Below are 19,713 nucleotides of genomic sequence, written 5' to 3' on the forward strand. Positions count from 1 at the left end.
ATAGTAGGCATTGGTATAGGTTTCATTGCCCTCGTGGCAGTCATCATTATTGGGCTCGCCTTATCGCGGTTCTATCGCAAGGTTGCCCCTGAAGAAGCGCTCGTGAGGTCGGGTGGTGGTCAGTTGGCAGTTGCCACCGGGCAAGGCATGTGGGTCTTCCCCATCGTGCACCGTGTCGATCGCATGGACCTTACCCTTAAGCGCATCGAGATTGCTCGACAAGGGAACGACGGCCTCATTTGCCGCGACAACATCCGCGCCGACATCAAGGTCGCCTTCTTCGTGAGGGTCGACAAAGAAGACGAGAAAATCAAGGAAGTCGCTCAGTCGATCGGTTGCACTCGCGCATCGGACGAACTCACGCTAACCGACCTTTTCGATGCAAAGTTCTCCGAAGCTCTGAAGACCGTAGGCAAGCAGTTCGACTTCGTCGACTTATACGACAAACGAGAGCAGTTCAAAGCGGAAATCATCAAAGTCATTGGCATCGATCTCAATGGCTACCGACTCGACGATGCAGCGATCGACTATCTCGAGCAAACTTCGGTCGAATTGCTCGATCCGAACAATATCCTCGACGCCGAAGGTATCAAGAAGATTACCGACCTCACGGCCAAAGAGCACGTTCGATCAAACGACATCACGCGGGAAAAAGAAAAGGTCATCAAAAAGCAAGATGTCGAAGCCCGCGAAGTGATACTCAATCTGGAACGTCAGCAGATTGAAGCGGAAGAAAAAATGAAGCGCGAGTCGACCGAAATCCGCGCTCGCGAACAGGCCGAAGCCCGCAAGGTGCAGGAACAAGAGCGATTGAAAGCGGAAACCGCTCGCATTCAAACCGAGGAAGAACTTCGCGTCGCCGAAGAAAACAAAGATCGCCAGATCATAGTCGCTGAGAAAAACAAGCAACGCACCGAAGCGGTGGAGGTCGAACGTGTCGAACGCGACCGCATGCTCGAAGTCACCGAACGCGATCGTCTGGTTGGCATCGCCGAAGTGGAAAAAGACAAGGCCATCGAAGTCGAGAATCGCAGTATCCAGGAAGTGATTCGCGAGCGCGTGATGGTGGAACGTGCGGTGGTCGAAGAGCAAGAGAAGATCAAAGATACCCACGAATTCGCCGCTGCCGAGCGTTTAAAGAAGGTCACCGTGACCAAGGCCGAAATGACCGCCGAACAAAACTTGGTGATCGAGGTCAAGGCCGCCGAGGCGACCAAACAAGCGGCCTCGTTGAAGGCCGAGCAGGTGGTGATCGAAGCGGATGCTCAACGCAATGCTGCCGAACGCAAGACGCAGGCCATGAAGATGCTGGCCGAAGGTCGTACCGCCGAGGAAGCGGCCGAAGGTCTCGCCAAGGCGCACGTGCAGATCGCCAATGCGGATGCCATCGAGAAGACCGGTACCGCCGAAGCCACGGTGATCGAGAAGAAAGCCATGGCCGAAGCTTCCGGCGTCGGTGCCATGGCCGAAGCGAAGGAGAAGGATGGTACCGCCGAGGCGAACGTGATGAAGCTGAAGTTCAGCAGCGAAGCCAACGGCATTACCGAAAAGGCCAAGGCCATGAAGTTGTTCGACGGCGTCGGCCGCGAGCACGAAGAGTTCAAGCTACGCCTGAACAAAGACAAGGACATCGAGATCGCTGCCATCCAGGCGCAGCAAGAAATTGCCGAAGCCCAATCGACACTTGTCGGCGAAGCCTTGAAGAGCGCCCGCATCGATATCGTCGGCGGCGAGAGCGAGTTCTTCGACAAGATCGTCGATTCGGTCAAGGGTGGTAAAGCGGTCGATCGCTTTATCCACAACAGCGAAGTGCTGACCGACGTGAAGAACACGTTCTTTAATGGCAACTCCGAATACTTCAAGGAAAAGACGCAGCAGTTAGTCGATCAATTCAACTTAAGCCCCGACGACGTGAAGGATCTGTCGATCTCGGCACTGATTTTGAAGATGCTTGGAATGACCGATGCGGACGAGACACGCAGCGAACTCAATCGCTTGCTCGATACGGTTCATCAACTCGGTGTGTCGGACAAACGACTTGCCGCGTTGGGCATCAATCAGGCAAAAGCGAAACAGTAGCGTCAACTCGCAAAGTTGTCTCTAGCCTCGATCCTTTCAGCACTGCGCGTTCAATCCAATGGCTTCGTCCGATCCGTCCAAAGCTGCGCCGACAAGTGACACGCCTGAGGAGGTGCAACTTGAAAGTGGTGCCTACGAGATACTCCGTAATCGCCTGCGCGAGCATGCCAAGGAGTTACGCAAGCGTCTCGACCAGCTAAACGACGCCCGCAAAGATGTGTTTGGCTCCATTGCTACCACTTTGGTAGCGACGGAGCGCATTACCACTCAGAACAACTGTATTCCCCGCGACCTGGTGTCGATCGGAGATCAGTTTCTGTTTGGCTACAACGTACACATGGGGCTCAAAAGCGAAACGGTTCTGGCCGATGTCTTCTCAGCCTACGAGTTTCGCGACCACTCTTTCCGCGAAGGGTCGCTCGATCTACTGAAAGACGAGCGATTCGAGCGGGAGTTCAGCGAACTCTACAAGTACTACAAAGACGCCCGCTTTGCGAAGTTCTTCGTCAAAACACCGCACCTTTATATGGTGTTCCGCGTCGGCACAAATGCTTCCGACATCAAGGCCTTCAAGTGGTTGCAGTCCGACGGTCAGCTGACCTATGTCGACAACCGCAGCGACCATGAAGTGGCTTTTCCACCGCAGCACGAATTCAAGTGGATCCGCACTACCCGCGATATGCACTCAAGTGGTGTCCACCCGCATATCTCGATCGAAGATCGCGTGTTTGTCGAAACCGTCGGCGGCGACCTGACGGTCAAGATCGAGGACAACACCGATTCGGGTGCAGGTATCTATGCCGAGCCGGTCGACAATCTCGACCAGACACTCGACGATGCCCTGATCTATTACGCGATCATCGGCAACATCATCTTACTCAAGATCCGCCCTTATCAGGAAGAAGCCTTTCGCTACATCGTCTACAACGAGAAGATCCAGGAAGCCCGGCGCATCGATGCCATCGAGCACGCGTGCGTGCTGCTGCCAGACGGGCATGGGCTGATTTTCTCGAATGGCTATTACCTGCAAAATGGCGAGCACAAGACGTTTGAGCATGACACCCGCGACATGCTGTTCGAACGCCGGGTGGCGGCGCCGAATGGCGAAGACTATCTTTACGTCTTCTACAACCGTTTAACCGGCGTTTACGTATTGTTGCGTTACAACGTCATCGAGCAACGTGTCGACACACCGCTCATTTGCAATGGTAGCTCGCTGTTCGAAGCGGGCGAACTGGTCTGCTTTCGCGGTACGGAAAAACCCGAGAAGCACCACGCGCTGCAAGTTTGGCAGACACCCTACGTGGGAATCGACTACGTTCCGCCGACGCAAACCGATTCGCAGCTCTTCAAGATCGGCAATCGTGAAATCGTCCGCGGCATGGCCGAATGCAACGCAGTGCTATCGCTTATCGATAAGGAACAAGCCTACGCAGAGCTCTATATCGATCTGGCGAAGCAAACCGGCGACATCCTCGACTCCTATTTCTGGATCGACCATGCCGAGACGTTCACACTAAGCGAACCTCTCAAGGAGATCCAGACCGCCGCCGGGGCGGCCATCGACGAGTTCGAAAAGGTTCGTCAGGTCCGCCAGGCGACCGCCAAGCAAACCGCTAGCACCCGCGACCGGGCGAACGAGATCCTTTCCACGGTGGGTCATGGGCGGTTTGAGACGATCGATGAGTTTGTCTCCGCACTCGGCGATCTTCGCGCCGTACGTGGTGCGACCATCTCGCTGCGCGACCTCCGCTACGCCGATCTGACGTTGATCGATTCGCTGGAGAAAGAGATTGTCGAGCAGTCGGATCGGCTTGCCGAGCGTTGCGTTGAGTTTCTGCTCGGCGACTCAGCACTTGCCCCCTACCAAACACGGATTGCGGAGCAGACGGAGCAAATCGCTCAGCTCGATCGTGTCGCCGACGCCAAGACACTGCTCGCCGAGATCGACCAAGGGGCCCGCGAACTCGAGATGCTGATCGAGATCGTCAGCAACCTGAAAATCGACGATGCGACCCATCGCACCGCGATTATCGACAGCATTTCCAGCATCTTCGGCACCATCAACGGCGCTCGCGCCTCGATCAAGTCGCGAATCCAGGAACTAATGTCGGTAGAGGGAGCTGCCGAGTTTGGTTCGCAGATGAAGCTGCTCGATCAGAGCGTAGTGAGCTACCTCGACCTGTGCGATTCTCCGGCCAAGTGTGAAGAGTTGCTAACGAAGATCCTGGTTCAGATCGAAGAACTTGAAGGCCGCTTTGCGGAGTTCGATGAGTTTGTCATCCAACTGAGCGACAAACGCGATGAGATCTACAACGCGTTTGAATCTCGCAAGATGGCCCTGGTCGAGCAGCGCAACCGCCGGGCGAGCACGCTAGCGAGCGCGGCCGAACGCATTCTGCAAGGCATCCAGAACCGGGTGGAGCACTTCGACGAAGTCGACGAGATTCACTCGTACTTCGCCTCGGATCTGATGATTGAGAAGGTCCGCGACCTGATCGCCCAACTCGAAGAGCTGGAAGATACGGTCAAGGTCGACGATATCCAAAGCCGCCTGAAAACGGTTAAAGAAGATGCGATTCGCCAGCTCAAGGATCGCAAGGAACTATTTGTCGGCGGCGACAATTTGATTCGCCTGGGCAATCATCAATTCACGGTCAATGTGCAGACGCTTGATCTGACGACGGTGCTACGCGACGAGCAAATTACTTTGCACCTGACGGGTACGAACTTCTTCGAGCCACTCAAAGACCAGCAGCTGCTGGAATGCCGGGATGTGTGGACTCAGGAGGTGATTTCGGAGAATCCCAAGGTCTACCGCGGCGAATTCCTCGCCCACGTGATGCTTGACCATCTGCTTCGTAACGACGACGAGCGGGCGGCCTTTCTGCACGCGACCGACGAAGAGCGGCTGAAGATCGTGCAGCAATTCATGGGCCCCAGGTATCAAGAGTCGTACGTCAAAGGCGTGACCGACAACGATTCGTCCGCCATTTTGCATGAACTGCTGAAGATGCATCAGCAGATTGGCCTGCTCCGCTATCACACCCAAGCCAGGGCTTGCGCCCGCTTGTACTGGGACTACTTCATGGACTCGGCGGAACGCAAGCTCATGGCCTCGCGTCTGCGGGGCGTGTCGTACATCGACGAGGTATTCCCTGGATCGAGACAGAATGTCAACTACATCCAAGATCTGACCGGCCAGCTTCAGGCATTTGTTGCGACCACCCGATTGTTTGAAGACTACCTGGTGGACGAGGCTGCCCGCTATCTGTTTGCCGAACGCACGCAACCGGTCGAAGGTCGCGTCGATACAAGTTTTGCAGTGAGTCGCATTGCTGCGGACGCGTGCGATCAGTTCCTGCGATTGCTTCGCCATCACAACTACGAGGTGCATTACAGCCGCAGCGTCGAATCGCTGGCAAAGTCGCCGTCTGCGCTGTTTACCCTGATTCGCGATTGGGTCGATGCCTTCCTCCCCACAAGCGAAGTTCCCACCGAGTATCGCGATGAAATTGCAGCGGTACTCATGAAGTACGATTCGTCCGCAACCAGCACTGTCGAGGGGCAATCGCTGGTCGAGGCCCATACGATCGTGGATGGGCAGGTAACCGCGGACCTTTCGAACATGCTCGGGGCGCATCCGGTAATCAAGTCGGGCGGCTATCAGCTTCACTACAACCACTTCATGAAGAAGATGGGGCACTTCCGCCGCGACGTGGTGCCTCGCTACGAATCCTTTCAACATCGCAAAGCGGAGCTTGTCGAAGCGGCTCGCGTCGACATGCGACTCGACGAGTTCAAACCTCGGGTGCTCACTTCATTTGTCCGCAACCGCTTGATCGATACAGTCTATCTGCCTCTGATCGGCGACAACCTCGCCAAACAGATTGGATCGGCTGGCGAATCGAAACGCACCGACCGCATGGGCCTGCTGCTGCTGGTGTCGCCGCCTGGTTATGGTAAGACCACATTGATGGAATACCTGGCCAATCGGCTTGGCATTATCTTCATGAAGATCAACGGCCCCGCGATTGGCCACCAGGTCACGTCGCTCGACCCCGCCGAAGCCCCGAACGCCGCTGCACGTGAGGAAGTGGAGAAGCTGAACCTGTCGCTCGAAATGGGCGACAACGTGATGATCTACCTCGACGACATCCAGCACTGCAACCCCGAGTTCCTGCAGCGGTTCATTTCGCTCTGCGATGCTACCCGAAAGATCGAAGGTGTTTACAAAGGCCGCACGCGGACCTACGACCTTCGAGGTCGTAAGGTAGTTGTCGTGATGGCCGGAAACCCCTACACCGAAAGTGGGGAGCGATTCCGGATTCCCGACATGCTGTCGAATCGTGCCGACATCTACAATCTCGGAGAGATTATCGGCGATTCGGCCGAAGCCTTCGAAATGAGCTATATCGAGAACTGCCTTTCGAGCAATCCCACCCTCAGCAAGCTGGCGAGTCGCAGCCAGAAAGACATCTACTCGTTTATTAAAGTCGCCGAAACTGGCGAGCGTGATCAGGCCGACCTGGAGGGAAGTTACACCTCGGTAGAGTTCGATGAAATCGTCTCGACGATGAAGAAACTGCTGCGAGTCCGCGATGTGATTCTTGCTGTGAACCGGCAGTATGTCACCTCCGCAGCCCAGTCGGACGACTACCGCACCGAACCCCCATTCAAGCTGCAAGGTTCCTATCGCAATATGAATCGCATTGCCGAGAAGGTAGTGCCGATCATGAATGATGCGGAGTTGCAGTCGCTCATTCTGTCGAGCTACGAGAACGACGCGCAAACCCTCACCTCCGACACCGAGTCGAATCTGCTGAAGCTTCGCGAGCTACTTGGCATCCTCACCAAGGAAGAAACAGCTCGCTGGGAGAACATCAAACGTACGTTCCGCGAAAACTTGAAGATGAAGGGCATCGACAAGGACGACCAAGTCGGCCAGGTTGTAGTGCAGCTACGCTCGTTCAGCGACGGACTTAACGCGATCGAACGGGCGATGGCCGATGGAATCGACCGCTTTGCGGAACTTTCTGCTCGTGCAGTTCCGGAAAGCGAAAGCGATCTCAGCGAGCGTGAAAAGCACGAAGCGGAACAACTGCGAGCCGAAGAGATCGTCGATCGCTTGAGCCAACTCAGCTCGGGGATTACTGGCATCCACAAAACGATCGACTCGGGACTCCGCACGCTTTCGGAACTTGCCGACAACGACCGGGCAACCCCGGCACCGACGCCCGTCCCCTCCGAAGGGGCGATACCAGTTGCCGTAGCGGTGGAAGCCATGCACGAACTGGCTAACGAACTGCGCAGCCTTACCACGAGCACGGTTCCAGTCGACCCCACGCGCAACACACGCGTGTCGGTAAGCCATCGCGTTCCTAAGTCGATTCTCGGGGTGATTGAGAGCCAGTTTGAGCTGATGAAAGACTCTATTGCTCCGCTACTTACCGTCACGGATCGTCAGTCTCAGACATTTGACGAGTTGAAAGCAACGTTCCAGCAGTCGCTCCAACAAACAGCCGCGCTGATCACGGAACTCAAAGAGTCGCGTCAAAAGCATCCCAATCCACCAAGAGACGAGGAGTAGCCGATCTACTCCGCTGCACTGCTTAAGGTGACTTCCGACTGGGGAATCGCAATGTCGTCAACTCCGACCTGAACTGCATGGACTCCAGGAGGAACGTCTTGGATCCACAAGATCCCTCCCTGCTCGGTTCCCTGCACCTTCTTACCATTCAGTGTAATTGAGTCGACTTGTTGCCCTGCAATTTCGGGCAGTCCAATATCAGCAGTACTGTTGCCTGGCACCGAGACATTCAGTGTGTATCCTTGAGCAGTTCGTTGGAACTCCACTTGCACGGGGCCGCGGATGGTCGGCACTTTTGCTTCGAACTTCTCGAGGCTCCCTGGCTGGGGCTGAATAATCACCTTCTTGAACCCGGCTTCCCCTGGGCGGACACCGACCAGGTAGCGGGGAATCAGATTCGCTGGGGCGGCACCCCATGCATGGTTCCAGTCGAGATTCGGTTTGTACTGCTGATCCCAGGCTTCCAGGGTGATGGTCGAACCGACTCGAATCATATTGAACCAACTACGCTTGTCTTCCGAACGCAGCAGGTTCAACGCTTGCTCCGACTCTCCATGCAGATAGAGTCCTTCCAGCAAGTACTGGGCAGCGTACACGCTGCATCGCATCCCTCGTCGATCAAGCAAGCGGGCCACGCTGGCCACCTGCTCTTCCGGCACCACTTCGAATGCAAGTGGAAATAGATTCGCGTGCAAAGAAGCATGCTCGCTCCCCTCACCATCGAGGTAGCACCTTCGCCGAGCATCCCAGAGCTTGCGGTTAAACATCTCCTTGAAAGCGGCCGCCTTGTCTGCAAACTGCTTGCTGTCGTCCGGTAGCGAGAGCACCTCGGCAATCCTGGCCATCCGCTCTAGCGTGGCAAAGTGGAATGCATTCACCACCGTATTCACCGGGAGCATTTCGTAGCCATCTCGCTCGGCTTGGGGCCAGTCGACAATGTCTCGATAGCCGTCACCAGAGGTGTCGAGCAGGCCATCTGCTCGCTCGGCGGCCGACAAATGTTTTTCGCTCTTGAGCTGAGCGTAGCATTTCTGCAGGGACTCCGTGTTGCCGGTATACATGTAGTCTTCCCAAGCTATCAGTACGGAATGTTGTTTCCATTCTGTTGGCCAGGTCGAGTGCTTCATCAAGTACTCGTGGGAATAGCGCGCCAGCGCGTACTCTTGATCGACTCCGTAGTGAGCCAATTGATTGATGTAGGCGTCGGCTTCGTAGGGGATGCGCTCGCGATCACCATCGACGTACACCCCACAGAACGAAGTTGCACGAATGGAGTACTTGCACAGTTCCCATATCGCATTCAACACCTCATCGCTCGACTCAAAGTGCGAAGCCGACATATCGAAGGGATAGTCGATTCGCACCCGCGATATCTGCTCGGACTTCCAAGCATCAGGAGCACCGAGCAATTCGACATATCGAAACGGAGCGACCACTCCAACCTGTTTGGGCAGCGTCACCGCGTCGCCATGCGTGTTGCGATGATCGACGGGAGGCCGGACTTCGATTTCGCTGGCCCCCTCTTCCACCTCGACCTGTACTGAATAGTAGCGAATCGTCCCGCCTGGATTTGCATCGATTCGTCCCTTGCCCATTCGTTCGCCAAAATTGACCGTCATGGTGAAAGAGTCCTTCACCGGCGACTCGAACGACAACTTCAGATAGCCAAATGCATCGCGGCCGAAGTCGACCAACACCCCACCGGACTCAAGCGATTTTAGTTGCTCAGGAGATTCCGTCGTTGCTTCTACTGGATAACGGGATGTGAGCTCTGGGGATAGTTTGTCCGCCATCACGAAAGATTGTGGGCTCGACCATTCGGATGGCTGTCCTTCGCTATTCCACACCTGGACGCGCCAACTGTAGCTGCCACCAGGTAGCAATGGAGGTCCTGCGTACTCGACGTTAATCGATTGATCGCTGGCTACGCGCTCCGTATCCCACAGCAACTCGCTTGCTGCATCATCGGCGGCGCTGTCCTGCTTTAATTGAACGCGATAGGCCGACTGTGTGAATGCGGTCTCGCCGGTTCCACACATCCAGGCAAACTCTGGTTGCGGATCGAAGATCACCGTTTTAGTGGGGTGCTTTAGAAACTCGCACGACAATTCTGCAGGCGGAGGAGGAACAGTGTTCCGCGAAGGCTGCTCACCACACGCCATGCTGCTGAAGAGTAAGATCGCTGCAGAAATCATCGGAATGGATAGACGTAACATGTTATGCATGTTCAAGCTTGCTGTAGAGTGACTATTAGAATCTCCAAACGGCGGAACGCCGTTGGTCGGTCGTACCATTGTATCTTACGATTAACGATGGCGGGCGAGTCGGCCACCACCGAGCAGAGCGAATCCGCCCATCAGTAGCCCGGCATTTGGCTCTGGTACGCGGGCCGATTGCTCGGCATTTGCTGGGAGTTGCTCGCCGAAATGCGATTTCCAAAGCTCGTAATCAAGCTCGTCGACATGCAGATCGCCATTGCCATCCGCCTTGAGCCCTGCTCCCGAAGCTCCGAGAGACTCTCGCCACACGGTGTAGTCGGCGAGATTCACCACGTTGTCGTCATTGTAATCGCCTAGCAGCCCATCGATCACTTCGATCACCCCGCTGGACAGCACTTGCGAGTTATCCCATTTCAACCCTGAAGGCAGTTCGGGGAGCGCGAGCGATTCGAACACACCTTGAATGGAGGTGAAATCGAACAAGTCGTAGGAATCACCAGCAGTGGGTGTTGGTGCCTCGTTGGCAAGGGTGACTTCCACCTTGCCATAGGCGTAGATAGCTCCCGTAACGGCCACGCGATCGTAGAGTGTGGGATCGGTGAGATCGAGTTGGATAAGAGCACTCTCCTGTAAGGTCAAATCGCCCTCGATCGTGAAAGCGTCGGGCGCGACTGGCGTATAGGATTCGCGGAGCAAGCGAAAGAAGTCGACATCGCCGATGACATCGCTGTGAGAGTTGGCAAAGCCCACCGCACTAATCGTTTCGCTCAGCAGTTGCAATGGCCCCGTAATCTGCGTGTAGTCGACATCCGTAGGGAGCTTGGCAAAAAAGCTAGCGGTATAGCCTCCCTGCCCTGCCGTGGTGTCGAGCACTACGCGCATTTGCATGTCGCCGCCGTTGGTGTTGAGCGTCGGCCACGAAGTGGTCGCCACGGTACCGCTGGAGTCGTTGCCCAACAGCACCTGATTCGGTCCATTGCCATTATCGCCACGGAAAAGCATCCACGCTTTGCCAGTGGTTGGATCGGCGATAAAGCGGTTGCCATTACCTGCCCCTCCATCCATCAGCCCTTCCAGGAAACCGATAGCAAACCAATCGGCGTCACCCGAGACATTTTGGAAGCTGGCGTCGAGTACGTAACGATTCCCCTCTTCGATTTCCAGCGGCAAGGTTGCCGAGGAGCCACTCGCGACGCTAACCCCATCAGCGTTGCTCGTTATCGAAGAGTGAGCCGACCAGACTTCGCCGCCCGAGATGGTATCTGGCGAGAGACCATTGAGCGGAGAAGAGCCGTCTCGGCCAAACCGCTCTTCGTAGATCACTCCGTTGCCCAAACTCGTGTATGGTGTGACCTCGAGAATCGAACCTTGCTCCATCGTCAGATGACCTTGAATCCGCCCACCGCTCTCAAGTCGGGCGTTGGGTTGCACCCAGGTCGGTCCTACGCCGGTGCTGCCATCCACAATGAGTGTACCCGCGAGAACACGGGTTTCTCCCTCGTAGGAGTTGAGGCCCGCCAGCCGCAGCGTTCCCTCACCCTGTTTGATGAGCTCACCCGAACCGTTGATCGCGCGGTCGACAATCAATTGCGAGTTCTCGCCTACCTGTATCGCATTTGTGCTGCCCTCGAGTGAGACTGTGTCGGTAAGGGTCACCGACCTATCGGAAGCTACTTGCAGTGCTCCTTGCCCACCGCCATCGCCGGAGAGTTGAACTTCCTGCGGATAGACTCCGCTCTGTTGCAGCAGGAGCTGCCCCCCAGCATTGATCTGAACATGAGCCTGAGAGCCACCCAACCCGTCGGCACTCAGCACTTCTGCACCAGCATTTGCACCGACGAATACCTCGCCGACAAACAAAGCATTGTTTTGCAGCGATGTCGAGCTGTTGAGCACTTCGACCCGACCTTGTCCCAACATGTTCTCCAGGTTTGCTTGCTGATGCACCCGAATTACGCCATCGTTGAGAATGCTTATAGGATTCGTCGGAAAGACCGTACCGACCGACTCCGCGGTGCCGATTTCCAGCACGCCACGCGGCCAGACTTCAAAAGCACTTGCCATATCCGCCGCGTTGCTGGCATCCATCACTACCACTCCTTGATCGGCGGCAATGATGGTGCTGACCATCGCGTTTGCGTCGCCAGTGATCGTGAGAGTTGCATTCGACACCCGCGTGGGACCACTATAGGTGTTGTTCGAGGTCGCCAGATTCAGCGAACCACCGCCGACTACCGATAGACTACCTGCCGCCAGGCTACCATTACCGGTAAACACATAGTCCCCCGTGGAATCTACGACCACTTTGCCAGCTTGGATGCTGGAACTCAAGTCAATGGTTCTCGCGGTTGCTTCGTCGTCGAAGGTTACATTATCGTACGCTTCGAACAACGTCGAATCGTCAAAGTGCTTGAAGTTCGATGCCGCCGAATCCCACGTGCTAGTTTCGGCCCCAGTCCAGTGAATCACTCGTCCCAAGGCCGCCTGGGTGTCCCATGCGACGATCGACATAGGACTGCCGCCATTGCTGCTGTTGCCATCGATCGTCTGCTGCAGAATGTGGAGGTTACGCGACGAGTCCCATTGCATGCGGTCGATGGTCGGCTCGAAGTAGCCAAGATCGTCGGTTGTAAGCTTGATGAACTCCCAATCGTCGCGCGAATCCGCTTGCGAGTAGGCGACGGTGATACCACCGCCGTTGTCGTTATCCTTGTAGACCACGAACGCGCGGTTGTAGTCGTCGAAAACAATCTGGGGCCGCCCCATGTGGTTGTTGCCGAGTTGGGTCTCGGGCACGGGGGTGTTGGGATCGGAACGCCGATGGGTAATGCGTGAGGTAAACCACTCGTTGCCATCGTTGCCGACAAACATGTACTGCCGGCGATGATCAGGCACCGGGTCGTTGGCCCCCGGGGACCACCAGGTGGCAATCGCGGGGCGGTCGTACGCGTCGACGGCCTGAGTGCCAGTGTTGATAAGGCTCGAACCCTCAGGGATGTCGACAATCACCTGCGAATTCGGCTCGTCGATCACGTCGGGATAGGGAATGGTACCATTGATATCCTTGTACCAAGTCACCCCATCATCTGGCGAATAGGCGTAGAACAGGTTGTGGTTCGTCTGAAATCCCACGTGCCCGGTCGGCGACGAACTGTTGTACCTATACGTCCAACTGGCATGCAGTCCGCCATTCGAGTCGTAGCTCAGATTGTGGGGATAAGCGTTGTAGGTCAAACCGGAACTATCGGTATTGGCCACCCACACTCGATCGGCCCACGACCAGGAGTCGTTCGTGTCGTTGAACCGGGCAATCCGGTAGACCCCGTTGCCAGAACTACCCGTGCGATAGTTAAAGAGAAGATCTCCCGAGTTTGGCACCCGGATGAAGTTAGGGTAGGTGGTCGACAGCTCGTCCTCACCAGTCATGGTATTGAGCGCACCGGAGTTGCCAACGGTGTCGCCAGTGAATTGCAGTGGCTCACCCCCGTCGACAGGTGTCGTACTTCGCGTATAGAGCAACGGGTTATTATGAGTGCCCCACGCAACGTGCAAATAACCATCGCCATCGATGCCTAGCACCGGCACATTATGGGCGTCGTTGATGTTATACGAGGTGAACTCGGTAACACGGATATCCCAATCGTTTGTCGCAGCAGTCAGATCACGCCGCGATACAATGAGCCTTCCATCTTCGCGATAATAGACAACGAATTGGTAGTTACCCGAAGTAACCATCGACTCGTTTTTGAAGGCGGTCGAGTTGATCGACACGCGATCGCGCCCCAATTCGTTCGTGCCAGAATCGTTGTCTGTGATCAGATTCACTTGCAGATAGTCAAGTGGATCGGTCTGAGCCTGAGCACTGCAGCAAACGAACAGACTGAATAACGACAAACATACACACGCGGCGCGGCAACGGGAAATCGAGATCATGGTTCACAGTCTTCGGTTAAAACGATTTCGCTAGGCATCGATCTATGGTCCTATCTTAGAACTTGTCCACAAACGGCCCGGAGTTCTTATCGCCGTCCCAGGTCAGTTTAATTTCCAAATCATCGGTAGGCCCATCAATCGTGACCCATAGTTCAGAGCTAATCTTATTGGCGTATCGCTTGGGAGCATGCCATCGGTTGGAGCGTTCGTCAATCGACTCGACAGCCGACACTATTGCCAAATGCGTACCGACCGGCGCACCATCATTGAGCTCATAGCACGACATCTTGAACGTTCCATCCGACTGAATCGTTGCCTGGGCAGTACGACGGTCGTTGGCCAGGATCTTCACCTGCCCCACGGTCAGTGGTTGTCCATCAATCGTGACCTTTCCAGAGACAGGAACGATTTCTGGATGTTTGTCCTGACAACCAACGCACACAAACAGTACAGCTACACACACCGCCACCTTAAGGTGATTCATAGAGATCATCTTCCGCTTTATCCAGTTCGAGAAACAACTAGCGTGGTCCAGGCGAGGTGGGAACCGACTCGACGTACTCGTCGGCATTGGAAAGTCGTGTCGACATCTGGCGATAGACATCCTCCGAGACATCTTCGGTCAGATAGGTAACGCTACCATCGCCCATGCCGAAGTTCGCCCCACCAGGATGGCGACTGTTGAACCCGCAATGGGTGCGGGTTCCGGAGTTTTGAATCGATTCGCCCAACTCAGGGATCGTATTCAAAGGATTCACCGTGGTTCGCATCGACGAGTTGCAACGATTGCCGTTCGACCAGATGTTGCTTGCGAGCAGGTCGCCGCTACCATCTTCGGCAAGGCGTCCATGACCATCGACGGTTTCGCCAAAGAACATGGTATTCGATGTACCATCGGTAATTTCACGCAGCTTGATGCGTCGCACGTAGAAAAACACACCGGTGTTGTTCCACTTGAGATCAAAGGCCTTGCCGCGTGGATCGGCTCGGTCATTGAACAATGGATCGGGACCGTTTGGAGGACCCACGTCGCCTGCGACGCCTGCGTAGCTGCCGGTGGCGGCGCGTGCCGAGGTATTTGTAGCTTGATGCGCGTAGTCCGCGTACTCATTCAGTTCACCATCGCTAGGGCAGCGAAACTCGGGCACGGTGGTCCCAATCGCAGTCACCGTGCTGGGGTCGGTCAGCCACCCATTCCATTGGCCGGCATCCCAGACCGTTTTGTTCTTGATATCGAACAGATCGAACAACGCCTGCTGTTCCACGTAGGGTAGCAATTGCACAAATACGCTCGCTCCCTGGGTTCGCAGATTCACGCCTGCGACGTTACCCGTTTGACGCATGTCGTTACACTGGGCGAGCAAGCCGTCGCAGCCAATTCTTGCAGCGGGCAATTCGCCGTAGGCACTCTCGTAGTTCAAAGCTGCCAAGGAAAGCTGTTTTAAATTGTTGGTACACTGCATCCGACGAGCCGCTTCGCGAGCCGACTGCACCGCAGGCAGTAATAGTGCAACAAGAATGCCGATGATTGCGATTACCACCAGCAGTTCGACCAATGTAAATCCGTTCTGCCTACTTTTCATCGTATAGCTCCACGACAAGAAAAAGATCACTGCCCCACAGGAGTGCGAGCCAGGCCCGCCATTGTTCTGAAGGAGCGGCCGACCGAGTTTGGTTATGTCGGAGCGACCGCCGCTTCAGGCTGCCTATCCATTGCCTACGACCAAGTCTTCGAGCACTAAGAGCGTTGCTGCCGCCGGCGAGCGACACCAACCAGGGCGAGCCCCAATACTCCCAGCGCTATCGAACTTGGTTCGGGCACCACATTTTGATCCGAAGTCACTCCGGCCGACGCCATGGAATTGCCGAAGTTGGCTTTCCACAGTTCGTAGTCGGCAAAATCAACTCCGTTTAAGCCATCGCCATTGCCGAGCAATGCCGACTCGTCGGCCGCGCCGAGGTTATCTCTCCACACCGTGTAGTCCGCAAGATTCACGAGACCATCGCCATTGAAGTCGCCGAAGATCCCGTACGACATAATCAAGTCGGTAGTATCCACAATCGCAATCCGGAATCCCTCGGGTAGCAAGTAATCGACTCCCAGGTCGGCGATGCCTTCGGCTGCAGTCAACAACGTGTACTGCGAACCAGCAGCGGGAGTGAAATCGCCGAGCTTCGTCACTTCCACGGTGCCGTCGAGGGTTGCCGCACCAGACACCACAACCGAGTCTTGACCAAGCGAAGCGAAATCGAAGGCCAAGGTCGCATCGGTGCCCATCGTCAAATCGCCATCGATCGTGAGGGTTTGCCCCAACAATCTCGAGTTAGCGGGCTCGGTACCGGTCAAGGAGAAGGACTCCAAGGTACCGGAAATGGCATTTGTACTCGCATTGGCAATACCGACCGAGGTAATCGACTCGTCCAGCATCACTTCCGCCGAGCGGATCACCTGGTAGCCGCTACCAGTGTCGGCTTCCATCGTGGCGATCCAATTGCCAGTTCCGCCAGTCGTATCCAGCGAAATGCGAATGGAGACGTCGCCGCCACCCACGTTTTCGCTGGTCGCCCAGGCCGCTTGGGAAGCCAGACCACTGTTAGGCTCGACCGAGACATCGCCGAGGAACGTTTGATTGCCGTCGGTATTACCACGGTACAACGCCCAGGCCAGGCCTTCTACGTCGCCCGAGATAAACCGGGCAGCGTCGGAGCTAGCTGCTGACTGGCCATTGGCAAACCCAACACCAAACCAGTTGCCATCCCCCACAATGTTCGAGATGGATGCTTCTAGCACATACGTCGAACCATCGACCGGTTGGAACCCGAATGTCGCGGTGGCTCCAAGGTCTGGGCCGATAACGCTATCGCCATCGTCCTCGAACACCGGGGCGGCGACCCACGTCTTGCCATCAAACGAAGTGTCGGGCGTCGTGCCATTCAGAGGATTGCCGCTGCCGCCGAACGTGTCGGCATAGAACGTACGTGCTCCGCCGAGTGTTACGCCTGCACCGCCGATAGAAAGCGTACCATCGACGACGACATCGCCGGTGGTGGCCGAATCGACTTCCAGGGTTGCACCGCTCGCCACGGTGGTAGTTCCCGCGTAAGCATTACCGCTGTTCTTCAACTGCACGGTTCCGCTTTGCACGTTCACTGGACCGAAACCGGTCATTCCTCCCGAACCACTCACGGTGTAAGTGGTGCCGGCGCCGCCATTGAAGGTTACGCTACCAGGGGCAACGTCCGAGTTCACCGTCACCGACTTGTTGGTTGCATTGCCAAAGGTCACGTTATCAAGTTGATTGAACTGTGGACCGCCGGTGCCCGACCAGTTGTTGCTCGTCTTTACGTCCCAAAGGCCATTCGCAGGGCCATTCCAATTAAGGTTGGCGGACGTGCCAGTGACGTTCAGGACCACACTATTGCTCGTGTTGGCTACCGAAACGGTCTGACGCATGCCCGCGGTGATATCGTTGCCTTGGGCATCGAATACTCGCTCGACATAGGTGCCATTCCCTGCAGAGCCCGATTGCGAAAGACTCGATGCTTGAACCAAGGTGTAAGCACCTGATGCTAGCGTTCCCTCCACAGGGGTCAGGTTCACGTTGATCACATTGCTCGACGCACTCGCGTTGATCGTTGTGGCCCCGGAGACCACGATGCGATCGCTGTCGCCTGCGGCCACGGTATTGCCCAAGTCGAAGTTCCACGAACCTGCTGCCGTGTCGGCAAACGTAGAGTAGGAAAGGTTGCCATTAATCGTCAGCGTGCCCACTCCATCGCCAGGCGAGAAGGTGGAATCGTCGTAAGCCTGCAGAGTTCCACCTACATTAATCGTACCGCTACCAGCGAGAGTTTGACCTATCTCGTCACCGGTCGACAACGTGCCGTCGGGATCGTCGATCGCTTGCAAGCTATAAGTGCTAAAGCTGCTCGCGTCGAATACTGCATCCTGACGCACCTCGATGGTACGACTCCAGAGTTCACCATTTACACCACCGGTGGCTTGCACTGCCAGGGTGCCTTCGGCAACGATCGTTTGCCCCTGATGGTAGCCATCGCGAGCAGTCGACAGGTCGTCGGGATCGCTATTCTCTGCTGGCGGAACCGTCGCGATGGTCCAAGTTCCGGTGCCAGTTTTCATGACGCTAGTGTTAACGTTTTCGGCACCATCGCCGATGGTGAGGGTGCGATCAAGAATCTCTCCTTCGATGCGTCCGTTACCGGCGCCCGAGAGATTGAGAAAACGCTCGGTGGAATCTGGCAGGGCAATGTTGCCCGAGAGTGTCAACGTACCCGATTGCGACTCGATGCTGTACTGGTTTCCGCCGGCTGCGCCGACGATGTCGCCTGTCCACTCACTCGTACCAGTACTGGTGAGGTGAGGAGCGGTGACGTCGGGCTGTCGACCCGCGAGTTCCAATCGTTCATCCGTTACGGTAACGCTAGAGAGCTGCAGCTTACTCTCGGCAAAACCACCACCGACAAGGGTGCCAGTAGCGGCCGTATTGTCGGCCGTACCGAGCGCAGCACTGTTAGAGATGGCGAGAGTACCACCGGAAACGTTGACTTGACCGCTAAAGCTGTTGTTGGCCCTGCTGATCGAGACGACTTCGGTCGTCAGTCCATCGGTTTCGGGATCGTTGATATCGATGCCTTCTAGTCGCAAGATGCCAGCACCAGTGATTTCTTCACTCAAGGTACCACTCGCTCCGTTACCTTATCCGTCGCCATTCAGCCGAAACGTTGCCCCGGCACTAATGTCGATGGATCCCGACGACTGATTGATAGCCGCAAGATTCGGGACGTCGAGGATGCCGCCGGTGATGGTGGTGTTGCCGGTGTACCCGTTGGAACCGTTAGCCAAGACGATGGTTCCACTACCACTTTTCGTTAATCCGCTGCTACCCATCACCTGAGCGTTGATGGTGTGAGTACCTTGCGTGGCTTCCAAGCTAGCCATGCCATTGAGGGTGAGCGTGCCAGGTCCTTCGAGGATGTAGCTGTTCGCGTTTTGAAATCCGAGAGAATTCACCGACACCGAGGTGTCGATCGTGACAGTTGCTGGTGCATTGTCGGCGGTTAGCACACTACCGAACACGGCCGAACCTGTGGGAACCACGTCGTCGAGCCAATTATCGGCGACATTGAAGCTGCCGCTTCCATTCACGTTCCACTGATTGGGAGGAGCAGGACCCTCCAACAGAAAGCTGGTAATGCTAGTAGTACCTGCAGCATCGGTGGAAGAGAATCCCACGTAGCCGATGGTTGGAACATCGGCAGCCAAAACGGTTGCTGCCCGATCGACTCCGTCACCATTAAAATCCCAAGTCACTTCCCAATCGGGATTCGTTGTATCAATCGTGATCACCAAGGAGGTCGCACTGCTGGTGGGAGCGTTCTCGCCGCCGAAAGTGTGGTTACCACCCGCGTATCCGAGGAAGGATTGGTCGGCCCCGTCGGTACCAGCGGTTCGCATGAGCGCCCAGAGTGATGGGCGTGAATTGTTGCTTCCGTCGAGCCAGCGTTCTTCGAGCCCTGCCCCGGATGGAGCGAGCGACTCGGCAAAACCCATCGCCAGCCAGCTATTGTTCGTACCAGTGACGCTGAAGTCGGCCGACAAGGTATAGAGCCCAGCCCCCTGCTGCGGAGTGAAGGGCAACAGCGAGGTGAATCGTCCTGCGCCGTCTTGCACACCATTGTTCAGCAAATGCGAACCGGATGCCCACGTCTCTGCACCGGGAGCGACGTCGGGGATGGCGCCATTGAGACTACTTGTGCCGTCGCCGCTGAAATCATCTTGATAGATTGTGACTGCATGGATGGTTGGCGAGAGCCATACTGCGAGAAGAAGCGTTCCAAGCGTGGCCGCTGGCATACGAATCATAGGTTGTC

General features: G+C 56.0%; 8 protein-coding genes. 2 read left to right on the forward strand and 6 right to left on the reverse strand.

Annotation, left to right across the window (positions count from 1 at the left end; genetic code table 11):
* The first annotated feature begins 33 nt into the window (after positions 1-33).
* Positions 34-2,079 (forward strand): flotillin family protein, encoded by a 2,046-nt coding sequence (locus Pan181_RS15070; RefSeq protein WP_231943603.1) that lies wholly within the window; start codon positions 34-36, stop codon positions 2,077-2,079.
* Positions 2,080-2,137: 58 nt separating this feature from the next.
* The gene (locus tag Pan181_RS15075; RefSeq protein WP_145247761.1) at positions 2,138-7,669 is read left to right on the forward strand and encodes a DNA repair ATPase; all 5,532 of its coding nucleotides are present in this window, start codon (positions 2,138-2,140) and stop codon (positions 7,667-7,669) included.
* Between the two features lie 5 nt (positions 7,670-7,674).
* Here Pan181_RS15075 and Pan181_RS15080 read toward each other — a convergent pair whose 3' ends face one another.
* The 6 genes from Pan181_RS15080 to Pan181_RS15105 all read right to left on the reverse strand — a co-directional run bounded on the left by Pan181_RS15080 (position 7,675) and on the right by Pan181_RS15105 (position 19,705).
* Positions 7,675-9,885 (reverse strand): alpha-L-rhamnosidase-related protein, encoded by a 2,211-nt coding sequence (locus Pan181_RS15080; protein ID WP_197528381.1) that lies wholly within the window; start codon positions 9,883-9,885, stop codon positions 7,675-7,677.
* 90 nt (positions 9,886-9,975) lie between these two features.
* Positions 9,976-13,821, reverse strand: coding sequence for a BNR repeat-containing protein (locus tag Pan181_RS15085; RefSeq protein ID WP_145247765.1), 3,846 nt, complete (start codon positions 13,819-13,821; stop codon positions 9,976-9,978).
* A 55-nt stretch (positions 13,822-13,876) separates the two neighbouring features.
* Positions 13,877-14,305: a hypothetical protein gene (locus Pan181_RS15090; protein ID WP_145247767.1), complete on the reverse strand. Its 429-nt coding sequence runs from the start codon at positions 14,303-14,305 to the stop codon at positions 13,877-13,879.
* Between the two features lie 37 nt (positions 14,306-14,342).
* Positions 14,343-15,404: a DUF1559 domain-containing protein gene (locus Pan181_RS15095; protein ID WP_145247769.1), complete on the reverse strand. Its 1,062-nt coding sequence runs from the start codon at positions 15,402-15,404 to the stop codon at positions 14,343-14,345.
* Between the two features lie 155 nt (positions 15,405-15,559).
* Positions 15,560-18,517, reverse strand: coding sequence for a PEP-CTERM sorting domain-containing protein (locus tag Pan181_RS15100; protein ID WP_145247771.1), 2,958 nt, complete (start codon positions 18,515-18,517; stop codon positions 15,560-15,562).
* A 21-nt stretch (positions 18,518-18,538) separates the two neighbouring features.
* Positions 18,539-19,705 carry an autotransporter-associated beta strand repeat-containing protein gene (locus Pan181_RS15105; RefSeq protein WP_145247773.1) on the reverse strand — a complete coding sequence of 389 codons (1,167 nt, stop codon included), beginning with the start codon at positions 19,703-19,705 and terminating at the stop codon, positions 18,539-18,541.
* Positions 19,706-19,713 lie beyond the last annotated feature (8 nt).

The organism is Aeoliella mucimassa (genome assembly GCF_007748035.1).
GTDB lineage: Bacteria > Planctomycetota > Planctomycetia > Pirellulales > Lacipirellulaceae > Aeoliella > Aeoliella mucimassa.